This window comes from Paraburkholderia sp. MM5384-R2 (genome assembly GCF_014201025.1).
GTDB lineage: Bacteria > Pseudomonadota > Gammaproteobacteria > Burkholderiales > Burkholderiaceae > Paraburkholderia > Paraburkholderia tuberum.
In genome coordinates, this window is the sequence record NZ_JACHDI010000022.1 from 15,169 (window position 1) to 29,771 (window position 14,603).

The 14,603-nt window shown below is 64.9% G+C and carries 10 protein-coding genes and 1 pseudogene; 7 read left to right on the forward strand and 4 right to left on the reverse strand.

Annotation, left to right across the window (positions count from 1 at the left end; genetic code table 11):
- Positions 1–30 precede the first annotated feature (30 nt).
- Positions 31–738: a PIG-L deacetylase family protein gene (locus tag HDG37_RS28435; protein WP_184053548.1), complete on the reverse strand. Its 708-nt coding sequence runs from the start codon at positions 736–738 to the stop codon at positions 31–33.
- 177 nt (positions 739–915) lie between these two features.
- Here HDG37_RS28435 and HDG37_RS28440 point away from each other — a divergent pair, with 177 nt between their 5' ends.
- The 3 genes and pseudogenes from HDG37_RS28440 to HDG37_RS40450 all read left to right on the forward strand — a co-directional run.
- On the forward strand, positions 916–1,947 hold the full coding sequence (locus HDG37_RS28440) for a flavodoxin family protein (protein ID WP_184053344.1): 1,032 nt from the start codon (positions 916–918) through the stop codon (positions 1,945–1,947).
- A 28-nt stretch (positions 1,948–1,975) separates the two neighbouring features.
- Complete coding sequence (locus tag HDG37_RS40445; protein WP_409260253.1) at positions 1,976–2,233, forward strand: hypothetical protein; 258 nt, start codon at positions 1,976–1,978, stop codon at positions 2,231–2,233.
- Positions 2,233–2,595, forward strand: a pseudogene (locus tag HDG37_RS40450) (phosphatidylserine decarboxylase); the annotation flags it as partial. The gene HDG37_RS40445 and the pseudogene HDG37_RS40450, both read left to right, overlap by 1 nt.
- A 28-nt stretch (positions 2,596–2,623) precedes the next feature.
- Here HDG37_RS40450 and HDG37_RS28450 read toward each other — a convergent pair.
- From HDG37_RS28450 to HDG37_RS28460, 3 genes are all read right to left on the reverse strand, one after another.
- Positions 2,624–6,706, reverse strand: coding sequence for a CheR family methyltransferase (locus HDG37_RS28450; protein ID WP_184053347.1), 4,083 nt, complete (start codon positions 6,704–6,706; stop codon positions 2,624–2,626).
- Positions 6,707–6,810: 104 nt separating this feature from the next.
- Complete coding sequence (locus HDG37_RS28455; RefSeq protein WP_184053350.1) at positions 6,811–7,800, reverse strand: chemotaxis protein CheB; 990 nt, start codon at positions 7,798–7,800, stop codon at positions 6,811–6,813.
- Between the two features lie 352 nt (positions 7,801–8,152).
- Positions 8,153–9,232: a glycosyltransferase family 4 protein gene (locus tag HDG37_RS28460; protein ID WP_184053353.1), complete on the reverse strand. Its 1,080-nt coding sequence runs from the start codon at positions 9,230–9,232 to the stop codon at positions 8,153–8,155.
- A gap of 142 nt (positions 9,233–9,374) precedes the next feature.
- On the opposite strand from HDG37_RS28460, the gene HDG37_RS28465 reads away from it, so the two are divergent.
- From HDG37_RS28465 to ctaD, 4 genes are all read left to right on the forward strand, one after another.
- Positions 9,375–9,935, forward strand: coding sequence for a hemerythrin domain-containing protein (locus HDG37_RS28465; protein WP_184053356.1), 561 nt, complete (start codon positions 9,375–9,377; stop codon positions 9,933–9,935).
- Positions 9,936–10,253: 318 nt separating this feature from the next.
- Positions 10,254–10,526 (forward strand): DUF6723 family protein, encoded by a 273-nt coding sequence (locus HDG37_RS28470; protein WP_184053359.1) that lies wholly within the window; start codon positions 10,254–10,256, stop codon positions 10,524–10,526.
- Between the two features lie 335 nt (positions 10,527–10,861).
- The gene (gene coxB / locus HDG37_RS28475) at positions 10,862–11,968 is read left to right on the forward strand and encodes a cytochrome c oxidase subunit II (RefSeq protein ID WP_184053362.1); all 1,107 of its coding nucleotides are present in this window, start codon (positions 10,862–10,864) and stop codon (positions 11,966–11,968) included.
- Complete coding sequence (ctaD, locus tag HDG37_RS28480) at positions 11,965–14,592, forward strand: cytochrome c oxidase subunit I (protein WP_184053365.1); 2,628 nt, start codon at positions 11,965–11,967, stop codon at positions 14,590–14,592. The genes coxB and ctaD overlap by 4 nt, the downstream gene beginning before the upstream one ends.
- Positions 14,593–14,603 lie beyond the last annotated feature (11 nt).

The window sequence follows — 14,603 nt, forward strand, 5'->3', positions numbered from 1 at the left end:
GCGACGACGCAGCAAACCTTGTGCCGTACGTCACGCGTTTTGCGTAGCTGGAGCCGATTCGTCGCGGCCAAGCTGCCAACAGCGTTCAGGCGAAAAGAGGCTCGCCTGTCCTTCGGGACCGAATGCGCGCAGTTGGCTGCGGTAGGCGTCGATTGCCGCGCGCTTCATATGCTCGTGTTGCGTGGTGTCGGGCACGTTCAACGCATGCGGCGTGTTGGCGGCGTAGCCGCGTTTCGCGAGGTCGCACAGGCGTGCTTGCACGACGCCGGACATGCGCCGGTAGGGCACGTCTTCATACGCGACGAACTGCGTGGCTGGCTGACGCCGCATCAGTGCGAGACAGGCATTGGACACGAGAACGTGATCCGAATGGAACAGGCCCAACGGCATGGCGATCAGCGTGGGTTTTGTTTCGGAAACAGCGTGGTTCAACGCGGTGATCAGCTCGTCCGCATCAGGCGATGCGTGGTATTGCGCGTCGCGAAACAGCAGATGCACGGGAATCGCCGACAACAACCCCAGCGCCTCCCGGTCTTCCGCCTGACGCGCCCGCATCGCTTCGAACGCGTCGGCGAAACCGGCCGCGCGGTCCCAATCGGTCGTCATGCTCTCGGCGGGCGGCGCGGTGAAAACCGTGCAGACGACCGCGCCGGGATGCGCGGCGATCAGAAGTCCGCAGCTGAGGACCGCATCGTCGAGATGCGGTGAGATGACGAGCAAGCGCTGGTCCGATTCCATACCGGCGAGTAGCAAGCAGCATTCCGCCGGCGCGGTGCGCGAAGGGTCGGTGCGGGAATAACACTTGCTCCCATTGCGGTTCTACTACCGCTTGCCACTTCCACTATGAGCCCCCCTGCAAAACCGCCCGACCACGTTCGCACTGTCGAAGTTCGCAAAGGTCAGGTTACCGAATCGATGTCGCGCGACGCGTTTCACGAACGCTTCATGGCCCGCTTCTACGACCCGGCGTTTCGCGCGGAAGACGCAGCGCTCGCTCGGCTCGAAGCGATCGCGTGGGATGCCTATCGCCAAGGCCGCAAGGCGCCGGTCACGGAAAAGGCCGGGCCGGGATTCGCCGACCCGGACTACGATCTGTCGGTCGAATGGCGCGCGGCGAGCGAGCGGATCAAGGCGGCGCAGGCGCGGCAGCGCGATCCGGCGTCGCGCTCGCGCGTGCTCGTGATCAACGCATCCTCGCGCAACGACTACACGTGCCCCGGCGAAATGTCGAAGAGCTTCCGGCTCGCCAAAATCGCGCAGCAAGCATTCGAACGCCGGTCCTGCGACGTCGATTTCCTCGACCTGTCGCACCTGAACTCCGATCGCGACCTGCATATTCATCCGTGCAAAGGCTGCGTGTCGACCGCGATGCCGCTGTGTCACTGGCCATGCAGCTGCTATCCGAATCACTCGCTCGGGCTCGTCAACGACTGGATGAACGAGATCTACGAGCGCTTTGCCGCTTGTCACGGCGTGCTGATCGTGACGCCGGTCTACTGGTATCAGGTGTCCGCGCCGCTCAAGCTGATGATGGATCGCCTCGTGTGCGCCGACGGCGGCAATCCCGACCCCACCTCGACCCACGGCAAGAAACCGGACGAAGCGAAGCGTCTCGAACTGGCTGGCTGGGACTATCCGAAGCATCTGGCGGGCCGGGCTTATGGCGTCGTCGTGCATGGCGACGTCGCCGGCATCGAGAACTCGCGCAGGGCGCTCGCGGATTGGCTCGACTGGATGGGCTTCGTCGAAGCGGGCGCGAAGTCGCGGCTCGATCGTTTTATCGGCTATTACGAGCCCTATGCGACCAGTCATGAAACGCTCGATCGCGACGAGAACATGCAACAGGAGGTGGCCAACGTTGCCGAAGCCGTCGCGACCTGCGTCGAGCAAATTCGCGGCGGGCGCAAGGAACCGGACGACTGCCTCGGCACTCCGCGCGCCAAATGATCCGCAACTCACTTAAGAAGGGCGAAGCATGACGACCGACGAAGTGGCGAGCCCGCGCACGCAACGGCGGCGGCTTGGAGGATGGCTGCCACGCGAGGAAGCGCATCTCGCGCGCTACCGGACCATGCTGGTCGCCAAAGCGCGCGAACGTGCGCGCACGGCGCCACGCACGCGCGCCGTCGAAGAACTCGCGGCGCTGATCGAAGGCGATCCGGTGCTGCGCATGGATATGACGCGGGCCATCATTCAGGCGCGAGAGGCGGGCTACGTGCTCGGCTATGCATAGGCGAAGACCCGAGCGGCCTCAACGATTCTCAGGGCTATATTACGGCGCTCGCGGCGCGCGCGGTGATCGTGATCGAGTGCGACGATCCGGCGGTGGGACAGGTGGCGTGCGTGTTCGTCGGCATGGCGGACGTGTCGTCGTGCATGATCGAGGCGTTGCCTGGCCAGCGCGTCAGAAAGGGCGATGAGTTGGGGTTTTTCCAGTACGGCGGATCGACCTGCTGCCTGGTGTTCGAGCCGGGCGTGATAGACCGCTTCGTCGTGGAACCGCCGTTCGGCGACAGGCAGCCACCGATCGAGGTCAACGCGGCCGTTGCGAGGGTCGCGTCGCGCAACGCGTCGTCGTCGCAAAGCAACGGATAGATGCGTTGCGCCCCGTCAAGCCGCTAGTTCAGCCGCGCAGCCGCGCGAAAATGCTCAGCAGGTCTTCGAGAACCACCGGCTTTTTCAGGTGCGCGTCGAAGCCCGCGTGTTCGGCCGCACTGACGTCCGCCTGCTGTCCAAAGCCGCTGACCGCGACGCAGATCACGGACTTCATCGTCGGCATGCTGCGCAGCTTGCCGATGAACTCCATACCGTTCATGCCCGGCATGCCGATGTCGGACAGGATGATATCGGGCGCGTTGCCGTTGATGATCGTCAACGCTTCCTCGCCGCTCGTCGCGGTCCGCACTTCGGCGCCCTCGCTTTCCAGCAGCAGCTTGAAGGTTTCGACGGTCGCGGCGTCGTCGTCGACCATCAGGATGCGCGTGCCTTTCAACGGCTCGGCGGTGACTTCGATATCCGCGCTCGTGCGGGTGGCGAGCCGGTGGATGGGCAGGGTCACCGTGAAAGTCGCGCCGCGGCCGACGCCGTCCGACTCCGCACGCACCGCGCCGCCGTGCAGGTTGACCAGATCACGCACCAGCGCGAGGCCGATGCCGAGGCCCCCGCGGCGCAAGCCCGGATCGCGGCTCTGCTGGAACATCTCGAAGATATGCGGCAGCAGCGACGCCTCGATGCCGATGCCGGTATCGCTGACGCGCAGCACGGCCTCGGCGTGATCGTTGACCTGCAACGACACCTGAATCGAACCGCGCTGCGTGAACTTCAGCGCATTGCTGATCAGATTCCACACGATCTGCTCGATCCGCGTGAGGTCCGCGTGAATGATCACGGGCGCATCGGTGATGTCGACCCTCAACGCGACGCCGCGCTGCGCCGTATCGTCCTGCACCGCGCTGCACACGCGCTGCACGATCTCGCGCATGTCCACTACGGTACGCACGACCGACAGCTTGCCCGTGCGCACGCGCGAAATGTCGAGCAGATCGTCGATGATTTGCGCCTGGCCCATCACGGTGCGGCGGATCGTATCGGTCGCGCGCGACACGTTCAGGTTCTGCCGCGCTTCCGGCGCGCGCGCGATCAGCTCGGCGCTGGCCGAAATCAGGTTCAGCGGATGCTTGAGCTCGTGCGACACGACCGCGAGAAATTCGTCGCGGCGCCGCTGCGCGTCGCGCTCGCTTGCCGCGCGCAGCGATTCGACATGGGTGCCGCGTCCCGAGGTCGGTTCGTTCACATATTCGCCGAGATCGCGCGTGATCTGCGCAAAGCCGCTGATGCCCGGTTCGTCGAGACGGGACAGCACGCCGCTCGCGAAAAAGCGCGTGCCGTCCTTGCGCAAATGCCAGCGCTCCTCTTCGGCGCGGCCATTCAGACGCGCTTCGGCGAACTCGCGTTGCGCGACGTTGTCGGCGCGGTCCTCTTCGGTGTACAGGATGTCGGCGGACTGGCCGATCATATCGGCTTCCGTATAGCCGAAAATCCGTTCCGCGCCCGCGTTCCAGCTGTTGATCACGCGGTTGTCGTCGAACGTGATGATCGCGTAGTCGCGCGTGCTTTCCGCGACGATGCGCATGCGCCGCTCGCCTTCGCGCAGCCGGTCTTCCGCCTGACGCCGCCCGGTGATGTCGATGAACGACAGCACCGCGCCGTCGATGCGGTCTTCGGTCGTGCGGTAAGGCACGAAGCGCGCGAGATACCAGCGCCCGTCGTTGCTCTTCAGCTCGCGTTCGATCAGGCGCAACGAGTCGAATGCCTCGGCCGCGTCGTCGGCGAGCTTGTCGTATTCGAGGCGGTGCGTGATGTCGAGCAGCGAGCGGCCGATGTCCGACGCAATGATGCTGAAGACGTCGGTTGCGCGCGGCGTATAGCGCTTGATGCAGATGTTGCGGTCGACGAAGATCGTGCCGATGTCGTTCGCGGCGATCAGGTTCTGCAAGTCGTCGTTGATCTTGCCGGTTTCCTCGACCTTCGACTTCAGCTCCGCGTTGACCGTGGTCAACTCCTCGTTGATCGATTGCAGCTCTTCCTTGCTGGTTTCAAGCTCCTCGGTCGCCGAGCGCAGTTCCTCGTTGATCGCCTGCAATTCCTCGTTCGAGGCCTTCAGCTCCTCGGTTGAGGTTTCCGACTGCTCGATCGTGGACTGCAACTGTTCCTTCGTGCGTTGCAGTTCCCGTTCGAGCTGACTGATGATCGGGTCTTTCTGCACGTCGGCCGGCGCCGTTTCGGCGTTCGCCACGCTGTCCTCGACCTCGTCGAACAGCACCAGCACGAAGTCCGCGTTCGCTTCCGGATCGTGCACGGGCCGCGCGGTCATGTTGACGAAGTACGACCGGCCATCGCGCTCGATGCGCACGCGGCGCGCTTCGACGCTGCGGTTCGTGTGCAAGGCCTGATAGATCGCGGTGCGCAGTTCCAGCCGCAGTTCGGGACGCACGACGGCCACGATGTTGTGCGACGGCTCGCCGCCGGAATACTGCAGAAAACGCCCGGCGCGATCGGACAGGTGAACGATTTCGGATTCGCGGCTCACCAGCACGCTGGGCGGCGCATATTGCTCGACGAGCCGCTGATGCAGATCGCCGAACGAAAAGCGCCGGCGCCCCGGCGGCTGCACCGTGGTCACGACGGGCCGCGAGCTCACGGTGCCGGAAATCGCGATCGGCACCGGCGTGTCACTGCGTACCGCCATGTTCGCGCGATAGATGCGGTTGCGCTTGTCGACCACGGTGAACATCGAACTCACGCCGTCGGCCGACTCCGAGCTGCCGAGGAACAGCATGCCGCCGGGACGCAGCGCGAAGTGGAACATCTTCAGGATTTCGATCTGCGCTTCGCGGTCGAGGTAGATCAGCAGGTTGCGGCAGCAGATCATGTCGAGCCGCGAGAACGGCGGGTCGCTCAGCACGTTATGGTGGGCGAACAGCATGTGCTCGCGCAGCTCTTTCTTGATCCGGAAATGCGCGGCGTCCCTCGTGAAGAACTGGCGGATGCGCGCCGGCGTCAGGTCGGCGGAGATCGACTCCGGGTACACACCGGCGCGCGCGAGGGAAATGGCGCGCTCGTCGATGTCGGTCGCGAACACCTGAAAAGACACGCCCTCGGGCGACTTCAGCGAGCGTTCCTGCAGCAGCATCGCCAGCGAATAGGCTTCTTCGCCCGTCGCGCAGCCCACCGACCACACGCGGATGCGGTCCTGTTCGCCGCGGTTTTCGAACAGGGGCGGCAATACTTCACGTTCGAGCACGTCGAACGCTTCCTTGTCGCGGAAGAAATTGGTGACGCTGATCAGCATGTCCTGCAACAGCGCCTGGGTTTCTTCAGGGTGCAGATGCAGATAATCGCGATACACCTGCAGGTCGGTAATGCCGTTGACTTGCAGCCGGCGTTCGATACGCCGCAGAACCGTAGCCCGTTTGTAATGTCGGAAATCGTGTGCGGTGCGGGTGCGCAGAATCACCATGATTTCGCGGAGCGCGCGCTCGGCCGACTCGTTGACCGTGTCTTCCTCGGGCTCGTCCGCCTCCGCGGCCGGCAGATGGATTTCCCGCGCGGTGGACCACAGATCGAGCAGCCGTTGCGGCATCTCGGCCGCGGTCATCACGAAGTCGGCCATGCCGGTCGCGATTGCGCTGCGCGGCATGCTGTCGTATTCGGCCTCGGAAGGGTCCTGCACGAGCGTGATGCCGCCCATTTCCTTGATGCGCGACAAGCCGACCGAGCCGTCCGAGCCCGCTCCCGACATCACGATGCCTATCGCGCGTTCGCGGTGCGCCTCGGCGAGCGTGCGGAAAAACAGATCGATGCTCGCGCGGCGTCCTTCCTCGGGCAGCTTGCGCGTGACGCGCAGGTAGCCGTCGACCATGATCATCTCGAACGAGGGCGCGACCAGATAGACGTGGTCCGATTCGATCGGCGTGGGGCCTGTGACCTGCTGCACGGACATGCTGGTGACTTTCTGCAGCAGTGAGGCCAGATTGCTTTCGTGATCCGGCAACAGGTGAACGACCACGACGAAGGCCATCGACGTGTGCGCGGGCAGCGCCTCGAAGAATTCCGTCAGCGCGTTAAGCCCCCCCGCCGATGCGCCGATACCGACGATCGGATAGAGTGCCTGGCTAGGCAGAGTTTGCCCTCGCTTCTTTGACATGGCTGCGTGTCCCTTCTTGGAAAGGATAGTGTTCAGCGGTGGATTTTTATAGGGCGACGAGCCCATTTCTTGCTGGCTCGGACGGCTATTATCCCGCATTGCACTCATTTTTCCATCAGCATCGACTGCAGCAGTTCGGCCGCGTGCCTCGCGCGCAGCACATTATCCTCCTCGCGCTGTTGCGCGGCGGTATCTCCGGTTTTGGCGAAATGCTCGCGCAACTCGCGGCTAAACATTTCGCGCTCGCGCAGCGCACGCAGCGCTTTGCGCAATGAGTCCTCGGCATCCGTCATGCGGCCGTCGCCGAGCGACGCGGCCGAATACGCATGACCGGTATGACAGCGATAACGCATCACCCGCGATCCGGTCATGCGCCACAGCGTGCCGTTGCATTCGGGGCATGTGAAAGTCGAGGGCGTCGCGAGTCCCCTGATTGCTTCGAATGCCGTGGTGCCGGCCAGCCACGCGTCTTGTTCGAGAACGATGCGATCGGTCGCCTCGCGCCGCGCACGGCCGTTTTTTCCCGGCGCGCTGGCGTTGCCGCCGGTCAGTTTTACCAAACATTGCCCCATTTGATCGAGCGGCAGCACGTGGTCGGCAAACGGCGATGCATGTCGCGGCATTTCGCTCGCGAACGCGTCGGCCGGGTCCTGGACGAGCGTCGCGCCGCCGCACGCCTGGATTGCTTCGAGGCCCGCGGTGCCGTCGTCGAGCAGGCCGGTCAGGATCACGCCGATCGCGCGTGGCCCTATCTGCGTGGCCGCAGTGCGAAAGAGGGGGTCGATCGCCGGGCGCGCGAAGTTCTCTTTTGCGCCGTGCAGAAGCCGCAGTAGCCCATCCTCGACGACGAGGTGCCGATCGGGCGGCGCCACGTAAATTCTGCCGGGCGCGTAATGTTCGCCATCCTGTGCGTGCTTGGCGGGTAGCGGTCCGGCCTGGTTCAGAAGCGCGGGCAGCATGCTGCCATGCGCGCCGATATGCAGAACGACGGCGATGCTGGCGGGCATATCGGCGGGAAGCTGCGAGGCAAGCGAACGCAGCGCATCGACCCCTCCCGAGGACGTGCCGATTACGATGAAGTCGCGGTGGGTCAAGTGGGCTCCGGGACTGGAAGCGGGCGTGAAAGCGGACCTTTCCTGTTAGTCAAACAAACGAGCAAGCCATATGCCGTCGCTGCATTTTTTGGGGCGTTGCCGGTAAAAACGTTCTTTTGGCGACGGCGGTTTTCAGCCTCCGCCACAATCCAGGCACGCGGGCCGAAAGCGCCGCGCGAAGCTCGCACAATGCATATGACGAATGTCGTGCAAACATCAGCTGCCGGGCGAATCGGCCAAGTTCGTGAATCTGGTCCGCAAGTGGACGTCGCTGCGGCAGTGCTCGCGGTGATGCAGAGCCGGACGCCCCGCGAAACCGAGGTGCGCCGCGCGGGCGGTCCGGTTAACGCAATTACACCGGCGCGGGCTGACTGCCCGTTGCTCGCGCGCGGCCGCTCGTGTCGTGCGCGAGCAGCGCGCCGTAGATCGTCAGATAGTCGTCGGTCATGCGCGCGGCCGTGAAGCGGCGCTCGAACGCGCGGCGGCACGCGCCGCGCTCGATGCCGTCGATGCGCGCAACCGCTTGCACGGCCTCGTCCACGTTATCGACGATCAGGCCGCTCACGCCGTCTTCGATCAATTCGGGCACCGCGCCGCGGCGAAACGCGATCGCCGGCGTACCGCATGCCATCGCCTCGATCATCACCATGCCGAATGGCTCGTCCCATTCGATGGGCAGCAGCAACGCGCGCGCGTTCTCGAGCAATTGCCGGCGCGCGAGGCCGCCGACTTCGCCAAGGTATTCGGTGAACGCGCCAGAGCGGCGCAAGAGCGGATCGATGCGTTCGCGGAAATAGTCGCGTTCGCCGGGATGAATCTTCGCGGCGATCTTCAATGGCAAGCCGCTGCGCCGGGCGATTTCGATTGCGAGATCGGGACGTTTTTCCGGCATCATGCGGCCGAGAAAAAGCAGGTAGGAACCGGCCATCGGCTGAAATTCGAACTGGTCGAGCGGCAGGCCGTGATGGACCGTGCCCTGCCAATTCGCCCACGGCACGGGCCGGCGCTGACTCGCGGAAATCGACACCACCGGCACGCGCGCGAATTCGCGAAACAGCGGGCCATGATCGTTCAGCAGCAGACGGCCGTGCAGCGTCGTCAGCGTACGGCACGGCAGGCGCTCGGCCCACGCGAAATGCAGCGGCTCGCCGTGAAAATGAACGACGTCGAAGCGGTCCGCGTCGCGAATCACGCGCGCGAGCTGCCTGATGTGATGGGTTTGCGTGTCCCACACGTTCGCGTCGCGCCAAAGACCGCGCGGGCAGATCGGCACGAGCCGCGCGGCGCTCGTCGAATCGGCGCTCGCATAGAGCGTCACGTCGTGGCCGCGCGCGACCAGCTCTTCGGTCAGATACGACACGACGCGTTCGGTGGCGCCGTACGCGAACGGCGGCACGCTTTCGTAAAGCGGAGCGATCTGGGCGATTCTCATCAGTCGTTGAAAAGAGGAAGGAGAGGTTAGCGCGCAACATGCCGCGCCGGACCACCAGCAGCAAGTGACGTACCGACGCGGGACCGTTGGCGCGGTATGGCGTTTGCTCGATGCGGGCACTTGACCGATTGAAGGAGCCGCCATGAACCGCGCAACGCGATCCGCTACCGACGACACGCAGCCCACCGCTCGACGCGAAACCGCAAGCACGCCCGATGCGCTCGCGCTGCTCGAGGCCGATCACCGCACCGTGGAAAAGCTGTTCGACGCCTTCGGCAAATCGCGCGGCGACGAGCGCGACACGCTCGAAGCCAAAGCCGCGCTGACGCAGCGCGCGTGCGAAGAGCTGACGATGCACACGATCATCGAGGAAGAGCTGTTGTATCCGGCCGCGCAACAGGCGCTGCCCGACGACGACAAGCTCGATGTCGATGAAGCCTACGTCGAGCATTTTCTGGTGAAAACGCTGATCGCGAAGTTCGAGACGCTGAAGCCGGGCGACAAAGGCTTCGACGCGACGTTCAAGGTCATGTCCGAGCTCGTGCGGCATCACGTCGAGGAAGAGGAGGGCGAACTCTTTCCGGCCTTGCGGCGCACCGGCTGCGATCTCGGCGCGCTCGGTGAAAAGATCGCGGCGCGCAAGCAAACGCTGCAAGCCAGGCTGGATCAGGCGGGCAGTCGCGCGGTCGGCGACAAGACCTGATCGGCGCAAGCGCCATCGAACATCGGAGGTGCATGATGGCAGTTGCAGGAGCCGACCGACGCGCTCGTGCGGCTCACGTCGAGCGCGATTTGCGGCACAGAGGGCCTACCGCGAGTTCGACCGGCGCGAGCCGGGGTGGATCAAGGTGAAGCTGGAGCCTTGAAATGCGCGCGGCGGTCGCGCTGATCCGGTTGAAGCGTCGCTGCGACAGGGAAGTCCATAAGTCGACGCTTATGGACGAACGCGCCCTTTTACACCTCCATTAACATCGGTTTCAGAAGGGCATAACAGGATCGCCTAATGCAGGCAGGGAGTGACATGTCGAGGAGAAAGCTGAAACTGATCCAGTACTCGCCGGCCGCGATCCTGTCGCGCGACGACTTTTCGATCTTCGTCACCGCGCGACGCAGCGCCGATGGACGATTCTATGCCGACCTACTGGTCAGCCGTAAGGTGGACGGCCGCCGACTGTTCCCTTTCGATGGCGCACCCGATGTCGGTCCGTTCGACAGTATCGAGGAAGCGCGGCTCGCCGCCGAGGAATACGGCGCGCGGATCGTCGCGGCCGACCTTGCCTGTCCCGAGATGTAAGCGCGCGGCCCGTGCCGCGCCCGGCGATCCGGCCGCGATGCTGACCGGATTGCGTCGATCGTCGACGACACGCCGGCATCGGCGCGCATGGCGCTATCGCCTGGCGACTGCATCCCCATCTGACGCGTGTGCCAGTCCGCGACCGGCACACGGCGGACCTGCGTGTCCGCCGTTTTCCTTCTGACGTCGTCATCGCGGCTCCCTCGAATGTCCACAGATGGCCAGGATTGGCCACCCGGTCGAGCATCGGCCGTTGCTTTGCCGCTGTCGTCGTTGGAACGGCGCTTGCTGTGCTGCACGCGAACCGCTGGCTTACCTGCCTCCAACGTCGCGCCATGATCGATCTCGCTGGACCTATCGGACCTACGGCTTCTCATCGCATTTCGCTCCTCGCGCGGCGCGGCGTGCGGATACTGCTCGCCTGCGTGGCACGCGGCGCTTGCGCACAGCAACCGCCGCAGGATGCGCTGCATCCGGCCGGCGTGCAGGCCGCGCACATTCTGCGGCTGTGGCACCTGTCGTTGATCGTGTGCGGCGCGGTGTTCGCGGCAGTGCTGTTCGCGACACTGATTGCGCTGGTTCGCCGCACCGATAGGAGCGGCAATACTGGCGACACTGAGCAAGGTATCGAGCATGCGTCACTCGCGCAGCCGCGCGAACGCGGAACGCAGTGCGTGGTCGCCGTCGTCAGCGTCGCGTCGGTCGCGCTGCTGTTGGGGCTGATCGTCGCCGACGTATTGACGGATCGCGCGCTGTCACGCTTGCCGGTCGACGACGCGTTGCATCTCGAAGTCACCGGCGAGCAGTGGTGGTGGAAAGTCGACTATCCTGGCGACGCGCAACAGCCGGGCTTCTCGACCGCGAATGAATTTCACGTGCCCGCGGGGCGGCCAGTCGTCATCGCGCTGAAGACGAGCGATGTGATCCACAGCTTCTGGATGCCCAATCTGCACGGCAAGAAGGACATGCTGCCGGGCATCGATTCGACGATCGAATTCCGCGTCGACAAACCCGGCGTCTATCGCGGCCAGTGCGCCGAATATTGCGGTGCCGAGCACGCATGGATGGCGATGTTCGTGACCGCCGACACGCCCGAACATTACGCGCACTGGCGCATGCAGCAGGCCACGCCCGCCGTGACGGCGGCGCTCAGTCCGACCGACGTGGTCGCTCGACGCGGCCTGCAGATCTTCGAGCAGTCGAGCTGCGCAAACTGCCACACCGTGCGCGGCACGTCGGCGCAGGGCACGCTCGGCCCGGACCTCACGCACCTGATGAGCCGCCAGACGATCGCCGCGGGCGTGCTGCCGAACACGCAGCAGAACCTCGCGGCGTGGATCCGCGATCCGAACGCGCTGAAGCCGGGCACGACGATGCCGACCGTGCCGCTCCCCGCATCCGACCGGCAAGCGCTGGTCGCCTGGCTCGGAACCCTACGATGAGCACGCTCGAACGCCCGCCCGCCTTGCACGTCGACCTCGCGATCAAGGACGGCCCCCACGCGCCCGCCGATACGCGCGCGCTGCTCGCCGACACGTGGCGCGATCCGCCGGGCGTGATTGGCTGGTTGTCCGCAATCAACCACAAGACGATCGCGCGGCGCTTCATCGTCACGACGTTCGTGTTCTTCCTGCTCGCGGGGTTGCTCGCGCTCGCGATGCGCACGCAGCTCGCGCGGCCGAACAACCACGTGGTCGGTCCCGACTTCTACGACCAGCTGTTCACGATGCACGGCACGACGATGATGTTCCTGTTCGCCGTGCCGGTGATGCAGGCGGTCGCCGGTTACCTGATTCCGTTGATGATCGGCGCGCGCAGCGTCGCGTTTCCGCGCATGAATGCGTACGCGTACTGGGTGTTCCTGTTCGGCGGACTGACGCTCTACATTGCGTTCGCGATGGGCGCGGGGCCGCGCTCGGGCTGGTTCAGCTACGTGCCGCTGGCCGGCCCGGACTATGCGACGGGCAAAGGCTCCGATATCTGGGCGCAGATGATCACGTTCACCGAGCTGTCCGCGCTGCTCGAAGCGATCGTGCTGATCACGACCATTCTGAAAATGCGCGCGCCCGGCATGTCGCTGAACCGGCTGCCGTTGTTCGCATGGGCGACGCTCGTCACGCAGTTCATGGTGCTGTTCGCGATGCCCGCGGTCATGCTCGCGAGTACCGCGCTGATTCTGGACCGGTTGGTCAGCACGCAGTTTTACAACCCGTCGCTCGGCGGCGACGTGCTGCTGTGGCAACACCTGTTCTGGTTCTTCGGACACCCGGAGGTCTATTTGATCTTCATCCCGGCACTCGGCTTCATGTCGTCGATCATCGAGACCTTTTCGCGCCGGCCGGTGGTCGGCTATCCGGCGATGGTGCTCGCGCTGATCGCGACCGCGTTCCTTGCGTTCGGACTCTGGGTGCATCACATGTTCGCGACCACGGTGCCCGAACTGGGCAAGAGCTTCTTCACGGCGGCAAGCGTGCTGATCGCGGTACCGTCGGGCATTCAGATCTATTGCTGGCTCGCGACGCTGCTGACCGGCAAGCTCAGGCTCCGGACGCCGCTGCTGTTCGTGCTCGCGTTCTTCTTCATCCTGGTGCTGGGCGGCATGACCGGCATCATGCTCGGCTCGGTCGCGCTGGATCTGCAGGTGCATGACACCTACTTCGTGGTCGCGCATCTGCACTACGTGCTGATAGGCGGCGCGGTGTTTCCGCTGTTCGGCGCGTTCTACTACTGGTTTCCGAAGCTCACCGGACGCATGCTCGGCGAGCGCCTCGGGCGCTGGCATTTCTGGCTGTTCTTCATCGGCTTGAACGTGACGTTCTTCCCGATGCACTGGCTCGGCCTGCATGGCATGACGCGGCGCATCTGGACTTATCCCGCCGGGCTCGGCTGGAGGCCGCTGAATTTGACTGCGACACTCGGCGCGTATCTGATGGGCGTCGGCGTCTTGCTGTTCCTCGTCAATGTGGCGCGCAGCCGCCGGCGGGGCGCTGCCGCGTCGGCCGATCCGTGGGGCGGCGGCACGCTCGAATGGAGCATGCCGAGCCCGCCGCCGCCGCACAATTTCGACGTGCTGCCGATCGTGCATGGCCGCCATCCGCTGTGGGAGCCGTCGCGGCAGCCGGCGTCGGTGTCGGGACTTACGGCCGGCGCGCGCGAGGTGCTGACGACGAGCGCGCTCGATGCGATCGCCGAAACCCGCCCGCTGTTTCCGACGCCGTCGATCTGGCCGTTTGTGAGCGCTGTCGCGACGACGATCTTCTTTATCGGTTCGATCTTCACGCCGACGGCCGTATGGTGGGGCACCGTGCCGGTCGCCGCGGCGATGATCGCGTGGTTCTGGCCAACCCGCGCGAGCAATGCGCTGGCGCGCGCGCTCGAACGCTGGCCGTCGCCGCGCGGCGGTACGGCGCAGCACGAAACGCCGCAAATCCGCACGCTTGCCGAGTCCGACGACGCGCCGGCGGGCACCGTCTCGACCCTCGATGTGCGCGCGTTGCCGAGCTTCGACTTCAGCCATCGCAGCCCGATGTGGTGGGCGAGCGCCGGTCTGATGGCGATCGAAGGCACTGTGTTCGCGATCGCGGTCGCGATGTACTTTTATCTGCGCGGCGTGAACGCGGCGTGGCCGCTGCACGCGCCGCCGCCCGCTCTGCTGTGGGGCACGCTGAACACGGCCATCCTGCTGCTGAGCCTCGCGCCGAACCAGTTCGCGAAGCGCGCGGCGGAGCGTGGCGAGCGCGCTCGCGCGTGCTTGTGGCTCAGCGTGTGCCTCGCGTTCGCGCTGGCATTCCTCGTGGTGCGCGGCTTCGAGTTCACGGCGCTGAACGTGATGTGGTACGCGAATGCATATGGCTCGATCGTGTGGCTGCTGCTCGGGCTGCATACCACGCACCTCCTGACCGATACCGTCGATTCAGCCGTGCTCGCGCTACTGCTGAAGATCGGTCCGTTCGAGGGCAAACGGCTGCTCGACACCAGCGAAAACGCGATCTACTGGTACTTCGTCGTGCTGAGCTGGCTGCCGATCTATGCGGTGCTGTACGTTGCGCCGCGCATGCATGGGTGATTCGTGAGGTG